We start from the raw sequence: 17,479 nt of genomic DNA, 5'->3' as shown, positions 1-17,479 counted from the left end.
CAGGCGCCTCGGCGCCCCGGGGCGACGCTCCGGGTGACCGCACCACCGGCCGCGGAACCCGGAGGCCGAGCCCCTGCCCGCGGGAGGCAGCCGCAGCATCCCGGACCGGGGAGGAGGATCGCGCGTAGGGCCTGTGGTGCCTGTGGTGCCTGTGGTGCCTGTGGTGCCTGTGGTGCCTGTGGTGCCTGTGGTGCCCACGGCTCCCGCTGCGCTTCTCCTACGGCAAATCCGACCCATCCCGTCAGCCCCCGTGCCCGGCGTCCCCGCGTCTCTGGCCGCCCCCGTTGTGTGCGGGGCCTTCGCCGTTCCGTGGTGCGGAGCGCCCGGCGGCACCGCCCGCGCCACGCCGTGCCCGACGGCCGGAGCCGCCGCTCGGCGGTGCGCCGGACCCGCCGGGACCGGCAGGCGGTCGTGTGGTGGCCGGGGCAGCGGGGTGGCGTCGCCTTGGCGCCCGGGGTCCGGCCACCCCGCCGCCCTTCGCGGTGCGTCGTACCCGGCGGGTTCCGCGGCCGGTCGCGGGCACCCGGAGCGGAGCCCCGAGGCGGCCCTCCGGCGCCCCGTGGCGAGACGCCGCCACCCGGCGCCTGCGTGTGACTCGGGACACGTTCCGCTTAGGTCGCCCCGGCCGGGGCAGGGGCGGCGTGAGCGGCCAGGAAGGGCCGGTCCGGAGACTCCGCGAGTTCCCAGGCTGAGGCCGGGTGCGACCGGATGATCACTGGTTGAGCGGGACATCTCACGATGTGACACTTCGGAGTCTCTTCCCGGCCGCTCGTTAGACTGAGCCGACCGCAAACGGACTGAGCGAGGAGCGCACGTGGGCCTTGTCGTGCAGAAGTACGGAGGCTCCTCCGTTGCCGATGCCGAGGGCATCAAGCGCGTCGCCAAGCGAATCGTCGAAGCCAAGCAGAACGGCCACCAGGTGGTCGTCGTGGTTTCCGCGATGGGCGACACGACGGACGAGCTGATCGAACTCGCCGAGCAGGTATCCCCGATGCCTGCCGGACGTGAGTTCGACATGCTGCTGACCGCCGGGGAGCGGATCTCCATGGCCCTGCTGGCGATGGCGATCAAAAACCTGGGCCACGAGGCCCAGTCCTTCACCGGGAGCCAGGCAGGCGTCATCACCGACTCGGTCCACAACAAGGCGCGCATCATCGATGTCACGCCGGGCCGGATCCGCACGGCGCTGGACGAGGGCAACATCGCCATCGTCGCCGGCTTCCAGGGCGTCTCCCAGGACAAGAAGGACATCACCACCCTCGGCCGGGGCGGTTCCGACACCACCGCCGTGGCCCTCGCCGCGGCGCTGGACGCCGAGGTGTGCGAGATCTACACGGACGTCGACGGCGTCTTCACCGCCGACCCCCGGGTCGTGAAGAAGGCCCGGAAGATCGACTGGATCTCCTTCGAGGACATGCTGGAGCTCGCCAGCTCCGGCTCCAAGGTGCTGCTGCACCGCTGCGTGGAGTACGCACGCCGTTACAACATCCCGATCCACGTCCGGTCGTCCTTCTCCGGGCTCCAGGGCACGTGGGTCAGCAACGAACCGCGAGGGGACCGCAAGGTGGAGCAGGCCATCATCTCCGGTGTCGCGCACGACACCTCCGAGGCGAAGATCACCGTCGTCGGCGTGCCCGACAAGCCGGGCGAGGCCGCCGCGATCTTCCGCGCCATCGCGGACGCCGAGATCAACATCGACATGGTGGTGCAGAACGTCTCCGCCGCCTCGACCGGTCTCACGGACATCTCCTTCACGCTGCCCAAGACCGAGGGCCGCAAGGCCATCGACGCCCTGGAGAAGCAGAAGGCCGCCATCGGCTTCGAGTCCCTGCGGTACGACGACCAGATCGGCAAGATCTCCCTCGTCGGCGCCGGCATGAAGACCAACCCGGGCGTCACCGCCTCCTTCTTCGAGGCGCTGTCGAACGCGGGCGTGAACATCGAGCTGATCTCGACCTCCGAGATCCGCATCTCCGTCGTGACCCGCGCCGACGACGTCAACGAGGCCGTCCGCGCCGTCCACACCGCCTTCGGTCTGGACAGCGACTCGGCCGAGGCCGTCGTCTACGGCGGCACCGGCCGGTAAACCGGTCCGGGCCACCTCGATGAGCCGCCGCAAGCCGGCGCTCGCGGTCGTCGGAGCGACCGGAGCCGCCGGCGCGGTGCTGCTCCAGATCCTGTCGCAGCACGCCGACGTCTGGGGCGACATCCGCCTGCTCGCCTCCCCGCGCTCGGCCGGCCGCAAGCTGGCCGTGCGCGGGGTGCAGACCGAGGTCCTCGCCCTGGGCGAGGACTCCCTCGACGGGACCAACGTCGCCGTGTTCCTGGTGCCGGAGGAGGTCGCCGCCCGCTGGGCGCCGGTCGCCGCCGCCCGGGGCGCGGTCGTCGTGGACGCCTCACCGGCGTTCCGCGCCGACCCCGACGTCCCGCTCGTCGTCCCCGAGCTGAACCCGGAAGCCGCCCGCGAGCGGCCCCGCGGCATCGTCGCGAGCCCCGGCTGCACCACGCTCGCCCTGATCGTCGCGGTCGGCGCGCTGCACGCCCAGTTCGGTCTGACCGAGCTGGTCGTCTCCGCGTACCAGGCCGCGAGCGGCGCGGGGCAGGGCGGCGTCACCGCGCTGCGCGGCCAGCTCGTGGCGGTCGCCGGCACGGAACTCGGCGCTGCTCCCGGAGACGTGCGCAGGGCCCTCGGCGACGACCGCGACGGGCCCTTCCCCGCGCCGCTCGCGCTCAACGTGGTCCCGTGGTGCGGCACCCCCCAGGAGGGCGGCTGGTCCTCCGAGGAACTGCGCGTGCGCGCCGAGGCCCGCAGGGTCCTCGACCTGCCGGAGCTACGGGTCTCCGCCACGTGCGTGCGGGTCCCCGTGGTCACCGCGCACTCCGTCGCCGTGCACGCCCGCTTCGAGCGCCCCGTGACCGTCGCCAAGGCCCACCAGGCCCTCGCGGCGGCTCCGGGCGTCGTGCTGTACGACGACCCCGCTGCCGGGGACTTCCCGACCCCGTCCGACGTCGTGGGCACCGACCCGACCTGGGTGGGGCGGGTGCGGCGCTCCCTGGACGACGACCGGGCCCTGGAGTTCTTCGTGTGCGGCGACAACCTGCGCAAGGGCGCGGCGCTGAACACCGCGCAGATCGCCGAGCTCGTGGCGGCGGAGCTCGCCGCCGCGTCCCGCGGCCCCGCACCGGGCCGTTCCGTACCGTCCGCGCGGCTTCCCGCGGACCCCGTACAGGACGACGAATCGCCCACCGCGGGCGGTTACGGTCCCTCGCTCGGATACCCACTGGATCCGTCGCCGTAGCTTTGTAGGATCAGTGAACGCCCTGTGCGCAAGCCTTCGACCGATGCCGCTTGAACTGGGGCGATGGCATGTTCGAGGGCGCTGGCCCCCTGGCGGACAGGGGCCGGGGGCGAGCGTCCCCAGAGGCCGCCGGCGACGTGCCGGACGCCAACTGGGGCCAGGGGGAGAACGGATACGCGATGAGGGCGAACGACGCACCGTCAAAAAGAGCGACGTGCGCGTACAACCCTGACGGGGGGCGACGTGTCCAACAGGCGTGGCAGAGGTACTCGACATCAGAACAGCGGGCCCGTTCCGCGGCGGCACGGGCGTACTCCCGCTCCTGCGGCCCCAGCGGAGCCCGCGGGCCGGCGGCATGCCGGTGACCGCCCCCATGCCCGCCGCGAAGCGCGGACGCTCCCGCGTGCCGACCGCACGTGACGGCGCCGGCGAGACGATGACGTCGGGAACCACCGTCGACCACCTCACCGAGACCTACCGCGCCCACTACCGGTCGCTGCTCGGTCTCGCCGCCCTGCTGCTCGACGACACCGCGTCCTGCGAGGACGTCGTCCAGGAGGCGTTCATCCGCGTGCACTCCGCCCGCAGGCGGGTGCGCGACCCCGAGAAGACCCTCGCCTACCTGCGGCAGACCGTCGTCAACCTCTCGCGGTCCACGCTGCGCCGCCGCATCCTCGGGCTGAAGCTGCTCTCCAAGCCGATGCCGGACATGGCCAGCGCGGAGGAGGGTGCCTACGTCCAGCTGGAACGCGACGACCTGATCAAGGCCATGCGCAAGCTCCAGCGCCGCCAGCGGGAGGTGCTGGTGCTGCGCTACTTCGCGGACATGACCGAGGCGCAGGTCGCCGAGACGCTGGGCATATCCCTCGGCTCGGTGAAGGCGTACGGCTCCCGGGGCATCGCGGCCCTGCGCGTCTCGATGGGGGCGAAGGCATGAACGGCGGACACGACGCGCGTGACGGACACGGCGAGCGCGCGGAAGGCGACACGGCGGGCAACGGCATGGCGAACCACGGACACGGCGCCTCCGGCGACGGCGAAGGCGCAGACGACCGCACGAGGCCCCTCCCCGGTCTCGGGGGCGGCTCCGCAGACGACGCCGCCGACGTGAGCGGCGACCTCGGCAACGTCCTGAGCGGCGCCCCGAGCGGCGACCTGAGCGGCGACTTCGACGCCGACGAACTCCAGCTGCGCAGCATCCTGCAGGGCGCGGTGCGCGACCTCCAGCCCTCCGACGGCGCGCTGGACCACCTGCGGACGGCCGTGCCGAGGCGGCGGGCCCGCAAGCGCCAGGCCCTCGTGGGGGCGGCCGCCGCGGTCGTGCTGCTCGGCACCGGCGTCCCGGCGTTCCTGGTCGCCGGCGACACCGGTACCGACGGCAACGCGGTGAACGTCGGCCACGGCCAGCACGCCCAGGGCGGCAACGGTGACGACGGCGGCGGGACGGGTGGGGAGCAGGCGGCCGGCAGCCCTTCGGGCGAGCTCGGCGGCGGCAGCTCCGGCCCTGCCGGCGGTGGCGGCCCCGGCGGCAGCGCCCGGCCGGAGCAGTCGCGGAAGGCGACCGCCGGCGCCTCCGAGGGCACGGCCGACAACGGTACGTCCGACCCGTCGACCGCCGAGCCCGAGGAACTGCCGGCGTGCACGGCCGGCCAGCTCGGCGTGGTGTCGGCCACGACGCAGCCGGGTGGCAATGGCGTGGTGTACGGAACGTTCCGCGTCGGCAACGTCTCCGGCAGCGACTGCGCCGTCAAGGGCCCCGGCAGCATCGGTTTCCGCGTGGGCGGCGCCGCCGACCAGGACCGGATCACCGCCGTCCGGCATGCCGGAGGAGGCCCGGCGGCCGACCTGCCCGGACCGTCGGCGTACGCCGACGGCGTGGCGTTGAAGCCGTCCGCAGCGTACGAGATCCGCTTCGCGTGGGTGCCGGCGGACAGCTGCCCGGTCGAGGGGGGAGCCACCGGCGAACCGAGCACCACGCCCTCGGAGCCGGAGACGCCCCCCGAGGACGGCACGGGCGCCACCGGCGAGACGGGCGGCGACGGCGGCACGGCGGAGGCGGCGACCGGCATGGAGGCCCAGCTGGTCACCGAGGAGGAGCCCACCCGGTCGGAGGGCAGCGTGACGGTCACCCACACGGCACAGCCGGGCGCTCCGACCGCTGAGGCCATCATCACCCAGGCCTGCGCCGGAACGATCTACCACACCGGTCTCCTCCCGACCCAGTAGCCCGCCCCCGCACCTCCCCGAGGCACGCACCGCCCGCCCCGCACCTTCCAGCGGGCCGGGCCGGTGCCGGCTGCGGCCGGACGGCAGCGGGCACGGCGGCGGTGTGCGGACGGTCGGCGGCCCGGCGCTGCCCGCCCTGGACTGGAACCGCGTTGCCCGCCCGCGGGTGCGTGCCGCCTCCGCGAGGGGCTCACCCGGTGCCGGGCCGTGCCCGGGCCCGTGGCGAGCCCACCTGCGGGCGTCGTCGGCAGGGTCGGCACCATCGGCCGGAAGGTGTGCGGCAGCCCGCTTCCGCGGCCCGACCCCGCGGAACCGTGTCAGCCGCGTGCTGCCGGCTCCGGAGACGGGGCCGCGGAGGCCGGCGTCTCGTCGGGGTCCGGGAGGCCCAGCGCGCGGTCGCGGGCGGCCTCCGCCTCCCGGCGGGCCAGCCGGAACCACATGAACAGGACGAAGCCGGCGAACGCGAACCACTCGCCCGTGTAGCCGAGGTTCTGGAACGCCTTCAGGTCCAGGCCGGTGCCCGCGGGCGCCGTCGCCGGGACCGGGGTGAGCCCGGCGGGGGACTCCGCGAGGGTCACCCACGCGTCGTACACGTCCACGTCCGCCGGCACCAGGTTCACCAGTGAGGCCGCGCTGATGATGCCGACCTGGCCCTCCGGCAGGCCACCCGCCCGTACGCCCCCGGAGCCGGCGTGCTCCGACGCCTGGAGGGCGCCGGTGACCGTCACCTCACCGGTCGGCGGGGCCGGGGGCCGGGCACCTTCGGGCAGCCAGCCCCGGACCACCGGCAGGGCCTTGCCCGCGGGCGTGTCGAGGAGCGTCAGCACGTACGCACCGGTCTTCCCGTCCAGCTCCCGGCCCGGGACCAGGAACTGGCTGCCGTAGCGGCCGGTGGCCTCCGCCTGGCGGCCGGAGGTCTCCTTGTCGACCGGAAGCAGCTCCTCCAGCGGGACCGCCTTCTCCTGCGCGGCCTTCGCGGGCCGCTCCGCGGCCGCCTGGTGGGCGTCGACCCGGTCCTCGAACCTGCCGAGCTGCCAGGTCCCCATGTACAGGCAGAACGGGATCGCCAGCAGCACGAAGACGTTGATCCCCCACCAGCGGGGTGTCGTCAGGAACCGGTACACCCCTCCACGGTACGGAACGCGCTCACCTCCTCTCCGCCCGGGTCCCCAGGTGCCGGGCCGCGAAGTCCAGCTCCAGCCGGACCTGCTTGATCCGCTCGCCCACCACCAGGGAGCCGTGGCCCGCGTCGTACCGGTACACCTCGTGGACCGCGCCGCGCGCCGCGAGCCGCTCTACGTAGTTGTCGATCTGCCGGATGGGGCAGCGCGGGTCGTTGACGCCCGCCGAGATGTAGACCGGCGCGCGGACCTCGTCGACGTACGTGAGCGGCGACGACGCCGCGTACCGCTCGGGAACCTCCTCGGGCGAACCGCCCAGGAGGGTGCGGTCCAGGGCCTTCAGGCTCTCCATCTCGTCGTGGTACGCCGTGACGTAGTCCGCGACCGGCACGGCGGCGATGCCGACCGTCCACGCCTCCGGCTGGGTGCCCAGGCCCAGCAGGGTGAGGTACCCGCCCCAGGAACCGCCGGTCAGGACCAGCCGCTCCGGGTCGGCGAGCCCCGACGACACCGCCCACTCCCGGACCGCGGCGATGTCCTCCAGCTCGATCAGCCCGACACGGTGCTTGAGGGCGTCGGTCCACTCCCGGCCGTAGCCGGTCGAGCCCCGGTAGTTCACCCGCACCACCGCGTACCCGTGGTCGACCCAGGCCGCCGGGCCGGCCGCGAAGGCGTCGCTGTCGTGCCAGGTGGGGCCGCCGTGGATGTCGAACACGGTGGGCAGCGGCCCGCTCGCGCCCTCGGGGCGCTGCACCAGCGCGTGGATGCGGCCGCCGGGTCCCTCCACCCACACGTCCTCGACCGGCACCGACGCCGGCGCCTTGTGCCCCGGCGGGTCCAGCACCACCCCGCCCGCCGTGGACCGCACCGACGACGGCAGCGCGGCCGACGACCACAGGTACTCGACGGTTCCGTCCGGGCGGGCCGTCGCCCCCGACACGGAACCGGGCGGGGTGTCCAGCCGCACCAGCGCGCCCGTGGCCAGCTCGTACCGCCACAGCTCGCCGCGCGCCTCGAAGTCGTGGGCGATCAGCAGCGCGGAACCGTCGGGGAACCATTCGGCGCTCAGGTCGCCCGGCAGGTCCAGCCGCAGCTCCCGCTCCTCGCCGGACGTCACGTCCCACAGCAGCAGCTCCCAGCGGCCGCGCCGCTGGTGCCCCACCAGCAGCCGCGTGTCACCGGCGACCGGCGCGAAGCCGAGCACCGCCAGGCCCAGCTCCTTCGTGCCGCCCTTCGTGTCGTCCAGCTCCGCCACGGCCGAACCGTCGAGCCGCACCACCCGCAGCGCCGAGTGCATGGCGTCCCCGTGCTCGGTGTGCTCGACCGCCAGCAGCGTCCCGTCTCGCGACAGGTCCCCGACCCCGGCGGACTCGCGGTGCCGGTAGATCTCCACGGGCGTGTGCCCGGGCCGCACCACGTGGATCGTGGTGCCGTCCTCGTCGGTGGACCTGCCCACCACCGCCGTGCCGTCCCGGCCGATCGCGAGCCCCGCCGGGTACGACGGGGCGAGACCGGGCGCCGCCGGCTCGTCCGGCCCGCCGCGGAACGGCTGGCGCATCCACACCCCGAACTCGTCGCCGTCCGTGTCGGCGAACCACCAGATCCACTCGCCGTCCGGCGACAGCGTGCCCTCGGTCGTGCCGTTCGGCCGGTCGGTGGCCTGCCGCTGCTCCCCGGTCGTCCGGTCCCAGGCGTACAGCTCGTACGTCCCGGTCGCGTTCGACTCGAACAGCGCGCGATCGGGGGCGTCCTCCGCCCAGTCGGGCAGGGAGACCCGCGGTGCCCGGAACCGCAGCTCCCAGTCCGGCACCGCGGCCGGGCCGTCGGCGGCGGAGTCCGTGCCGACGGCGGCCGGGTTCGTCGTCTGTACGTCCTTCGGATCAGTCATGCCGTCCATGATGCTCCGGGCGACCGACATCCCGCCGAGCCTGTGGATAACTCCGGCCTGACCCGGACCCGGACCCCGACCCGGCGGCTCGGACCTGGACCCCGACCCCGACCCCGACCCGGGGCTCGGCCCCGCTCGGCGGACGGCTCCCGCCCGGCAGCTCAGCGGGACGCGTGCCGGCCGCGCGGGCCGGCCGGGGCCGCCCGCGGGTCCGCCGCCCGTGTGATCGCCGCCTCGATCGCCGCGACGCGGTCGGCGAGCAGCCCGAGCGCCGCCACCGCCCGCACCACCGGGTCCTCCTCCGGGCCGCCCAACGCCCGGGCCCGGGTGTGGGCGGCCTTCAGCGCCGCCCAGCGGTCGGCCTGCTGCGGCGTCAGCGTGCCCCGCAGCTCCGTCAGCTTCAGCAGGTTCGCCTCGGCGCCGGACGTCAGCGTCTGGGCCTCGGCCGTGTAGTGGTCGTGGACGACGGCGTCGAGCTCCGCCTCGTTCATCACCGGTGAGATCCTCGCCGCGATCTTGTTCATGTCGCGGTACGAGCCCTGCAGCTGGAACCGCGGTTCGGTACGGGCCTCGTCCGACCGGGCCGCCGACGCGATGTACGCGGCGTTCACCGCGAGCACCGTCCGCCGTGCGGCCAGCAGGTGCCGCAGGACCGCGAGGACCTCGGCCAGCTCGGACGCCGTGTAGGGGTGGCTCAGCCGGTCCGGGCCCGGCGCCGCCGGATCATCGGCCGCCAGCCGCACGAGCACGTCCAGGTCGCCCGGGTCGCGGCCGGCCAGCGGCGCCAGCACCGGGTTCGCGGTGAGCGCGTTCTCGACGAAGCTCAGCGCGAACGCGTCCTCCTTGCCGGTCAGGACGTCGCCCAGGTTCCACATGTCCGCCCGGTTGGCGAGCATGTCCGGGATCCGGAAGCGGCTGCCCGACTCCGTGTACGGGTTCGCGGTCATGCACACCGCGAACCGCTTGCCGCGCAGGTCGTGCCCCTCCAGCGTCCGGGTCGCGTCGCACAGCGGGATGAACTTCTGCAGCAGCTCCGGCGAGGTGTGCTGCACGTCGTCGACGTGCAGGAGCACGTTGCTGCCCGCGGCCAGCGCGAAGCGGATCTTCTCCAGCTCGCGGCGGGCCGCCGAGTGCGGGGCCTCCGCCGGGTCCAGCGACGTGACCTCATGGCCCAGCGCCGGGCCGTCCACCTTCACCAGCAGCATGCCGAGCCGCTCCGCGACGTACTCCATCAGCGTCGTCTTGCCGTAGCCCGGAGGTGACAGGAGCAGCAGCAGCCCGTGGCTGCCCGGGCCCATCTGCTGGTGGAGGCTGTCACCCACCAGCGGCAGGTACACCTCGTCGACCAGCCGGCCCCGCACGAACGACGCCAGGGCGCGCGGCCGGTACGCGTCCAGGTCCAACCGTGCACGCTCCGCCGCCACCAGCGCCGACCGCCGCCTGCGGTACGCCCGGAACGCGGGCGCGGTGTGCCGCCGGAAGTGCCCCACACGCGCGAGCAGCTCGTCCAGCCGCACCGTCAGGGACCGCCCCGAGATCCGCGGATGTGAGCCCAGCAAGCCGTGCACGGTCGCCGTCAGCTCCGCGTCGCGGTCGTAGCGCGGCAGCTCCCGGCAGGTTTCCAGGGCGACCGCCTCCGCGAGGTCCCCCGGGGCCGCCGGGCGGCCGGTCGCCGCCGCGTACGCCGACAGCCACGACTCGACCAGCAGCCGCCTGGACCCCGGGTCCGCGACCCCCGCGAGGTCCCGCTCGTACGCCTCCGCGTCCACCGCGCCACGGAACCCCTCCACCAGGGCGCGCGCCGCCCGGCCCGTGACGAAGCCCTCCGGCGCCGTGGACAGCTCCTCCACCAGGTAGGCGGCGACCTCTTCGTCCCCCGCCGCCGCGGCCAGCTCGTCCCGCAGCGCGTCCAGCCCCGGCGCCGCCCCGAAGGCGGCACGCGCGCGTGCCAGCGATCGCGCCCGCACCGCCCACCCCGCGCGCGCCGCCTCGTCCGCGCCCGCCCAGAACTCCTGCGCCGCGGCACGCGCGCGTGCCGGGTGCCGCAGCAGCCCCGCGTCCGCGTGCAGCGGCAGCAGCGCGGCCAGGAGGAGCGCCGCGTCCCGGTCGTGCACGCCGAGTTCGTACCCCTCGTCGTACGCCTCCCTGGCCGCCTCCCGTACGAGGGCGGGCAGGTCCTCCGCGTCCGCGAGGGCCTGCGGGCCGTGCTCCGCGAGCAGCCGCACCGCCAGGAACTCGCCGCGGTACACCTCCGCGTCCTCGGACGGCAGGCTCTGCCCCCAGAAGGCGCGGGTCGCGGCGAACGCCTCGTCCTCGACCGGGGCCCGGTAGTCGGTGCCGGTCACCGCGAACGCCAGCGCGTCCTCGCCGTGCGGCACCAGCGTCAGGTCCAGCGGCCGGGTGTTCACCGGGAACCGGTGCCGGCCGAGCCGGATCGCCGTCCCGCCGTCCGCGTACAGGTCCGCGCGGTCCCGCAACGCCCGCGCGGCCTCCTGCCGGGCGGCCGTGATCCGGCCCTCCAGCTCCGTCGCCCGCGCCGTCTCGCCCAGCGCCCGCAGCTCCTGCGCGGACCTGCGCACCTTCGCCACCAGCGGGTCCGACGCGAAGAACGTGTGCAGCGCGTCCGCGTCGGCGAGCGACGTGATGCGCCGCGCCACCGTCTCCAGGACGCGTCCCGCCGACGACGCGAGCCGTTCCGCGTGCCGCGCCCGCTCGTCCTGGAGCGCCTGCTTCCGGGACGCGAACGCTTCGTACACCTCGTCGCGTCTGGCGGCCACCGAGGCGAGGGCCTCGTCGGACTCCCCGAAGCGGGCCTCAAGGCCCTCCAGCCGCAGCAGCAGTGCGGCGAGCTGCTCGTCGCACGCCTCCGGGGTGTCCGCGGCCGCGAGCGCGCCCGTGACGGCCTGTCCGAGCAGTGCCGTCTCCGCGGCGAACTCGGCCCGCGACTCACCCGCCGCCAGCTCCCTGCGGCGCGCGTCGAGGGTCGCCCGGGCCCGGTTGATCCCGCCCAGCACGGCGGAGATCCGCTCCAGGATGGCGGTCCGCAGCGTCGCGTCGCCGATGTCGAGGCCGGTCACGACCTCCGTGACCGCGCGCAGCCCGTCGGCCTGCGCGTCGATCCGCCCGGCCGGCGGCCCGGCCTCGGCTGCCGTGGCGATGCCCTCCGCCTGGGCGGTGAGCCGCTCCACCTCCTCGTCGTACGACGTGAAGGCGTCGTCCCGGGACAGGAACTCCACCGCCCGCCCGCCGAAGGCCGCGAGGTTGCCTTCCACGTCCGCGGCGAGGGAGTCGATGCGGTCCGTGTCGGCGTACCGCATCTCCTTCAGAGTCGTCAGCCTCCCCTGTGCGCGCCGCAGTGCGGTGAGCCGCTCCACCCACTCGGGTGCCGTGCGCGGGGTCTCGCCGCGGGTGCGCCGCACCAGCGTGGCGACCCGGGCGGCGGTGGCCTCCAGTGCCTCCGCCGCCTGCCGCTTCAGGTCCCGTACGGTCGCGAGCTCCGCGAGCACCTGCGCGGCGGTCTCCCGCACGCCCGCGAGCGGCTCCGGCACGCCGCCGCCGACCTCCGGGTCGTCCAGCCAGTGGTGGGCGTCGAGGGCCCGCGCGCAGCCGGCGAGCAGCTCCTCGTACGCCTGGGCCGTCGCGGGCCCCGACGACACGGCGGTGGCGGTCGTGGCGAGGTTCAGGCAGTCGGACACGCCCCGCACAAGGTCCGGGTTGCCGATCTGCTCCAGCCGGCCGCCGCCGACGGGCCGCGCGGCCGCGTGGGTGTCGGAGAAGAACGGGGTGTCCCAGACCTGGAGCGGGTGCACGCGCGCGTGGTCGCCGTCGGCCGTGGACCGCAGGACGTGGAGGGTGCCGTCGTCGAACAGCGCGTACCCCCGCCCGGTGACCGGTGTGGCGACGGACGCGCGGACCCGGTTGTACGGCAGCAGCAGCGTGCGGCCCCCTTCGCGCGCGTGGAAGGCGTACAGCACGTCCTCGCCGTTGGGGGAGGCGGCGGCCCGCTCGAACTCCAGCCCGTCCGTGTCGAGGTCGAAGACCTTGTGGGCGCCGGTCGCCAGGCAGTAGCCGCCGGGGAAGACGACGCCCTGGTCGCCCGGCAGGCGGCGGCAGGCGCTGCCGATCCCGTCGAGCCTGACCACCCCCCGGCTCGGGACGTGGCACACCAGGTACCGGTCGGCGTCCTCCTTGTACGGCCGCACCTTGAGCAGGACGAGGGTGCCCACGCGCGCGTAGGCGATGTCGGCGTCCGCGAGCGACTGGAGCGGCTCGGCGACCGGCTCCGTGTAGGGCTCGGCGCCGTCGGCCCGCACCGTGAGCGTGCCGCCCGTCGTCCCGACGAGCAGCTCCACGTCGCCGGGGACCCGTACGTACGGCGTGCCGTCGACGGTCCTGTGGTCCTCGCGGGTCGCCGCGGTCCACGCCACGTCCTGCGCGGCCGGCAGGACGTGGTCGCGTTCGCCCCGCGCGTCGAGGAACTCCACGCCCCCGTCGGCGTGCAGCCGCCAGCGCAGTACGCGGATGTCGGCGGCGGTGTCGCCGGTCCGGAAGACCGCGAGCAGCCTGCCGTCCGTGACGCGCAGGCGCAGCAGCCGCGCGCCCCGGTAGTAGCGGTGCAGCCCCTGGAACTCCCGGACGAACGCGGGGTCGTCCAGCAGTCCGGGCCGGGCGTCGTACGGCAGAGCGGCCAGTCCGTCGCGGGCGTGCAGCGAGAAGACGTCGCCGACCTCGACCTCCTGCGCGGCGGGGCGGCCGGTGTAGCCGAACAGCAGGGCGTCGCCGACGGCGACCACGTCCCGTGCCACCGCGGGGGCCGCGGTGGGCAGCCGCTCCGTCCCGGCGAGCCGCAGCTCACCCGACCCGAAGACCGCCACGCGCCGGGCGTTGAGCTCCTCGGCCCGGCGCGCGAGCTCGGCCCCCTGTGCGGCGAGGCGGCCGCGCAGCACGTCGTAGGCGGTGGCGTCGATCCCGGCGCGCGGGCCGCCCGGGGCACCGGGGCCGTCGCCGGGGTCGGAGGGGGTACGCGTGCCGGCCGGGGCGCCCACCGCGGCTGCGGTACGTGCGTCGGCTGCGGTGCGTGTGCCGGGCGCGGTGCGTGCGTCGCCCGGGGCGGCGGTGCCGGTCTGCGTGCTCATCCTCGCGGGTTCCCCTCATCGATGAAACGGCCCGGAGCTGCTGCCCCCCGTGACGGCAGCTCCGGGCCCGTACGCCTGCGTGATCCGCCGTCAGGCGGCGGCGGGCGTACCGTTCAGTGCGGTCAGCGGCGTCTCGGACAGCCCCAGCCGCTCGGCGGCGTCGAGCAGCTTCCGCAGCTCGGGGCCGGCCTGCCCGCCGCCCGCAGGTCCCATCAGCTTCATCAGCAGCGCCGACACGGTCATGTTCTGCACGTCGGCCGTCGACAGCGAGCCCAGCACCTTCGTCAGGTCCTCGGTGAAGCTCGCCGACCCGTCCAGCCACGGCCCGGCCAGTGCCTGCGCGGTCTTCGACTGGTCCATGAACCCGTCCACGCTCCTGCCGAGCGACATCGCCCCGACGATCCGGTCGAAGAACGCGGACTCCCCGCCGACGATGCTGATGTCGGCCTTCTCCAGACCGGTCGCGAGCACCGTGGCCTGCGCCTCGGCGATCTGCCGCTGGGCGTCGAGGCCCGCGAGCCGCACGTCCTTCTCCGCCTCCAGGCGCAGGCGGTACTCCTCGTGCCCGCGCGACGCCTCGTCGAGGGCGGCCATCGCGGCGGCCTTCTCGTGGATGCCCCGGGCCTCCGCCTTCAGCCGCTCCGCGACCGCCTCGGCCTCGGCGAGCGCCTGCGCCCGCCGGCCCTCCGCCTCCGCCAGGGCCAGGGTCCGCGCGCCCTCGGCCTCCGCCTTGAGCCGGGCCTCGGTGGCCTCGGCCTCCGCCCGGCCGGCCTTCCCGATGACGTCCGCCTCCGCGTCCCGCACCCGCACGGCGGCCAGGCCCTCGGCGGCCTGCTCGGCCTTGACGCCCTCGGCGAGCCGCAGCTTGGCCTGCGCGTCCAGGTCGGCGGCCTTCAGCCGGGCCTCCGCCAGGGTCAGCTCCTCCGCGGCCCGGTGCACGGCCGCCTGCTCGGCGGCCTCCGCCGCCTTGATGTCCTTGACGAGCCGCTCCTGTGCCTCCGCCTCGGCCGCGATGACGACGGCCTGGCGCTCCCGCTCGGCCTCCTCGACGGCCCGCAGCCGCTTGATGGACTCCTCCTGCTCGGCGACCGTGCGGTCCACGGCGACCCGCTCGCGGATCACCTCCGCGATGTCGCGGCGCTCCGCCTCCACCTCGCGCTCGGCGGCGATCCGGGTCAGCATCGTCTCCCGCTCCCGGGCGATGGCCTCCAGCTGGCGGTCCTTCTCGATCCGCTCGTCCTCGATCGCGATGACCCGCTCGCGGTTCTTCTCCGCGACCGCCACCTCGCGCGCCTGGTTCTCCCGCTGGACGCCGAGCTGCTCCTCGGTGCGCAGGAAGGCGCTCTGCGCCCGCAGCCGCTCCTCCTCCACGACCCGCGCGGTCTCCGCCTCCTCGCGGGCCCGCACCGTCTCGATCTCCCGCCGCTGCTTGATCTCGGCGTCCGCCTCGCGGCGCTCCAGCTCCAGGATGGCCTCGCGGGCGTCGACGTTCTGGCGGGTGATCTCCTTCTGCTCGTGCTGGCGGGTCTCGTTGGTGCGGATGTGCTCGATGGCGGTCAGCTCGGTGATCTTGCGGATGCCCTGGGCGTCCAGGATGTTGTTTGCGTCGAGCTGGCTGAGCGGGGTCTGCTCCAGGTAGTCGATCGCGGCGTCCTCAAGGTGGTAGCCGTTGAGGTCGACGCCGATGACCTCGATGATCCGGTACCGCAGTTCCTCGCGCTTGGTGTAGAGGTCGGTGAAGTCCATCTGCTTGCCGACGGTCTTCAGCGCCTCGGAGAACTTGGCGTTGAACAGCTCCTGCAACGTGGCCTTGTCGCTGGCCCGGGCCGTGCCGATGGCCTGCGCGACCCTGATGACGTCCTCGGCGGTCTTGCTGACCCGCACGAAGAACGAGATGCGGATGTCGGCGCGGATGTTGTCCCGGCAGATCAGGCCGTCGCGGCCGGTGCGGGCTATCTCGATGGTCTTCACCGAGATGTCCATGACCTCGGCGCGGTGCAGCACCGGCAGGACGACCTGCCCGGTGAACGTCACGTCGATCTTGCGCATCTTCGACACGATGAGCGCCTTGCCCTGCTCCACCTTGCGGAAGAGCTTCGTGACGACGAGGAGCACCGTGGCGGTGATCAGCAGGACAGCGGCGATGAGCACGCCGATGCCCCAGGGGAAGGCGTCCATGGGAGTTCCTTGCGGGTGAGGCGCGGGCACGCGTCCGCGGCGGGCTGGGCCGCGGACCGTCTCGTGCGGGCCCGGGGCGCGGTGGGTGGTGTCGTGCGGGAGGTTTGCGGGTTCAGGCGGCCGCGAGGGGCTGCGGGGTGACCCAGAAGAACCCGCCGCTGTCGTCGTAGGCGTAGAGCAGGGCCCGGCTGCCGCGGCCGAGCGGTGGCTCACCGCCCAGTTGCCGTACCCGGACGACGGCGGGGGCGGCGCCCCGCACGGCGACCTCGGCCCGGCCGAACCCGTCGTCCACCCGGCCGGTGCGGATGGTGCAGGTCCGGCCCACGAGGTCGGGGCGGGCCGGCTCCTGGGGGTGCGGGCGCAGCCGTCTGCGCAGCCGTACGAGCAGCCGGGCCGACTGGTGGCCGGCCAGGAGCGCCAGTGCGAGCACCGCGAGGGACAGCAGCGTGCGGGACAGCCCGGGGGCGGTCAGCCGGTGCAGTGCCAGGGTCCCGGTGACGCCCGTCAGCCAGCTCGTCAGGACCAGCACGGACACGGCCACCGCGGCCGGCACACCGCCCAGGCCGAGTGCGGTGAGCGGCAGGTCGCCGTCGAAGGCGTCGCGGTCCGCGGCGCCGACCAGCGCCAGCAGCCAGAACGCCACGACGACGACGAGCGCGGCGGTGAGGAGGAGCGTCGGGAACCCGGTGGCGGCAGTGGTGAACTCGCGCATTCCGATGCTCCCTCCGAGCGTGGCGACGTACGGGACACGGCGGGGCGACGCCATGAACCGGGGACGCGGGCAGCCGGACACCGCGCCGGTGCCGGGAGCGGACATGTTCTGCCGCATCCCGGCACCGGCTCGGTGACCCCCGTTTCCGTTGTGATGCATCTTGGCAAGGGATGCATGGCCCACGCATTGCCGGATTCCGGCAATCTTTATGACGTCTTGATGCCGACTCGGACGCCCGCTACTGATGTGTCATCAGTCGGCGGCGGCGCACAGCGCCCAGATGACGAGCACCCCGACCGCGATCGACACCAGGGCCCACAGGGGCTGGTACGGCAGCCACAGGAAGTTCGCCACGACGGCCAGGGCGGCGACCGCCACACCGCCCACCCGGGCCCAGGACGCCCCGGCGAGGATCCCCCACCCGATGGCCGCCAGCAGCACGCCCAGCACCAGGTGGGTCCAGCCCCACGTGGTGGTGGTGAACTCGAAGACGTAGTCGCCGATGACGGCGTAGACGTCGTCCTCCGCGATGCCGACGATGCCCTGGAGCATGCCGAGGACGCCCTGCACGAGCAGCAGCACGCCGGCGAACAGCACGCCCGCGGACGCCCATCCGGTGCCGGCGGGCGGCGACGCGGCCGGCGGGCCGCCCTCGTGGTGTGCGTGGGCGTGCCCGGGCGCCATGTCATGCGCCCCTCCGGGGCCGGGCCCCTGCCGACCGGAACCGCTCTCGTGTCCGCCGCGCTCACTCATCGCCCGCTCCACGCCCTTCTCGCCGTACGCGTACGAGCCAGCCTGCGGCGGCGGGATGCGCCCGGCGACCGGTGGGGGCCGTCCGGGCGAACCGGCGAACCGGCGAACCGGCGGACGGGCGGACGGGCGGACGGGCGGACAGGCGGACGGGCGGACGGGCGGACAGG

The 17,479-nt window shown here is 74.7% G+C and carries 10 protein-coding genes; 4 read left to right on the top strand and 6 right to left on the bottom strand.

Annotated features, from left to right (window positions below):
- Positions 1–814 precede the first annotated feature (814 nt).
- The 4 genes from BJP40_RS16875 (at position 815) to BJP40_RS16860 (ending at position 5,525) form a co-directional block, all read left to right on the top strand.
- Positions 815–2,086, top strand: a complete 1,272-nt coding sequence (locus BJP40_RS16875) for an aspartate kinase (protein WP_071269078.1) — start codon at positions 815–817, stop codon at positions 2,084–2,086.
- A gap of 19 nt (positions 2,087–2,105) precedes the next feature.
- On the top strand, positions 2,106–3,299 hold the full coding sequence (locus tag BJP40_RS16870; RefSeq protein ID WP_079171244.1) for an aspartate-semialdehyde dehydrogenase: 1,194 nt from the start codon (positions 2,106–2,108) through the stop codon (positions 3,297–3,299).
- A gap of 256 nt (positions 3,300–3,555) precedes the next feature.
- Positions 3,556–4,236 carry a SigE family RNA polymerase sigma factor gene (locus BJP40_RS16865; protein WP_371258650.1) on the top strand — a complete coding sequence of 227 codons (681 nt, stop codon included), beginning with the start codon at positions 3,556–3,558 and terminating at the stop codon, positions 4,234–4,236.
- Complete coding sequence (locus tag BJP40_RS16860) at positions 4,233–5,525, top strand: hypothetical protein (RefSeq protein ID WP_177204407.1); 1,293 nt, start codon at positions 4,233–4,235, stop codon at positions 5,523–5,525. Before BJP40_RS16865 ends, BJP40_RS16860 begins: the two co-directional genes overlap by 4 nt.
- 317 nt (positions 5,526–5,842) lie before the next feature.
- Here BJP40_RS16860 and BJP40_RS16855 read toward each other — a convergent pair whose 3' ends face one another.
- The 6 genes from BJP40_RS16855 to BJP40_RS16830 all read right to left on the bottom strand — a co-directional run bounded on the left by BJP40_RS16855 (position 5,843) and on the right by BJP40_RS16830 (position 17,243).
- Positions 5,843–6,649: an SURF1 family protein gene (locus BJP40_RS16855; protein ID WP_071281053.1), complete on the bottom strand. Its 807-nt coding sequence runs from the start codon at positions 6,647–6,649 to the stop codon at positions 5,843–5,845.
- A gap of 22 nt (positions 6,650–6,671) precedes the next feature.
- Positions 6,672–8,543: a prolyl oligopeptidase family serine peptidase gene (locus BJP40_RS16850; RefSeq protein ID WP_071281140.1), complete on the bottom strand. Its 1,872-nt coding sequence runs from the start codon at positions 8,541–8,543 to the stop codon at positions 6,672–6,674.
- Positions 8,544–8,695: 152 nt separating this feature from the next.
- A complete protein-coding gene (locus tag BJP40_RS16845; protein WP_107416794.1) occupies positions 8,696–13,669 on the bottom strand; it encodes a DNA repair ATPase in 4,974 nt (1,657 codons plus the stop codon).
- A gap of 90 nt (positions 13,670–13,759) precedes the next feature.
- Positions 13,760–15,847: an SPFH domain-containing protein gene (locus BJP40_RS16840; protein ID WP_071281052.1), complete on the bottom strand. Its 2,088-nt coding sequence runs from the start codon at positions 15,845–15,847 to the stop codon at positions 13,760–13,762.
- Between the two features lie 112 nt (positions 15,848–15,959).
- Entirely contained in the window at positions 15,960–16,559 is a 600-nt protein-coding gene (locus tag BJP40_RS16835) for a DUF1449 family protein (RefSeq protein WP_071281138.1), read from the bottom strand.
- A gap of 252 nt (positions 16,560–16,811) precedes the next feature.
- The gene (locus tag BJP40_RS16830; protein WP_226962540.1) at positions 16,812–17,243 is read right to left on the bottom strand and encodes a hypothetical protein; all 432 of its coding nucleotides are present in this window, start codon (positions 17,241–17,243) and stop codon (positions 16,812–16,814) included.
- Positions 17,244–17,479 lie beyond the last annotated feature (236 nt).

Origin of the sequence: Streptomyces sp. CC53, assembly GCF_001865245.1 — a bacterium.
Taxonomy (GTDB): domain Bacteria; phylum Actinomycetota; class Actinomycetes; order Streptomycetales; family Streptomycetaceae; genus Streptomyces.
The sequence above is the reverse complement of the archived record's forward strand: the minus strand, read 5'-3'. Positions and strand labels throughout refer to the sequence as shown.

Excerpts from the sequence above, each read along its gene's own strand:
- BJP40_RS16870 (WP_079171244.1), top strand. The coding sequence starts at position 2,106 with ATGAGCCGCCGCAAGCCGGCGCTCGCGGTCGTCGGAGCGACCGGAGCC.
- BJP40_RS16860 (WP_177204407.1), top strand. The coding sequence starts at position 4,233 with ATGAACGGCGGACACGACGCGCGTGACGGACACGGCGAGCGCGCGGAA.
- BJP40_RS16850 (WP_071281140.1), bottom strand. The coding sequence starts at position 8,543 with ATGGACGGCATGACTGATCCGAAGGACGTACAGACGACGAACCCGGCC.
- BJP40_RS16845 (WP_107416794.1), bottom strand. The coding sequence starts at position 13,669 with ATGAGCACGCAGACCGGCACCGCCGCCCCGGGCGACGCACGCACCGCG.
- BJP40_RS16840 (WP_071281052.1), bottom strand. The coding sequence starts at position 15,847 with ATGGACGCCTTCCCCTGGGGCATCGGCGTGCTCATCGCCGCTGTCCTG.
- BJP40_RS16835 (WP_071281138.1), bottom strand. The coding sequence starts at position 16,559 with ATGCGCGAGTTCACCACTGCCGCCACCGGGTTCCCGACGCTCCTCCTC.
- BJP40_RS16830 (WP_226962540.1), bottom strand. The coding sequence starts at position 17,243 with ATGGCGCCCGGGCACGCCCACGCACACCACGAGGGCGGCCCGCCGGCC.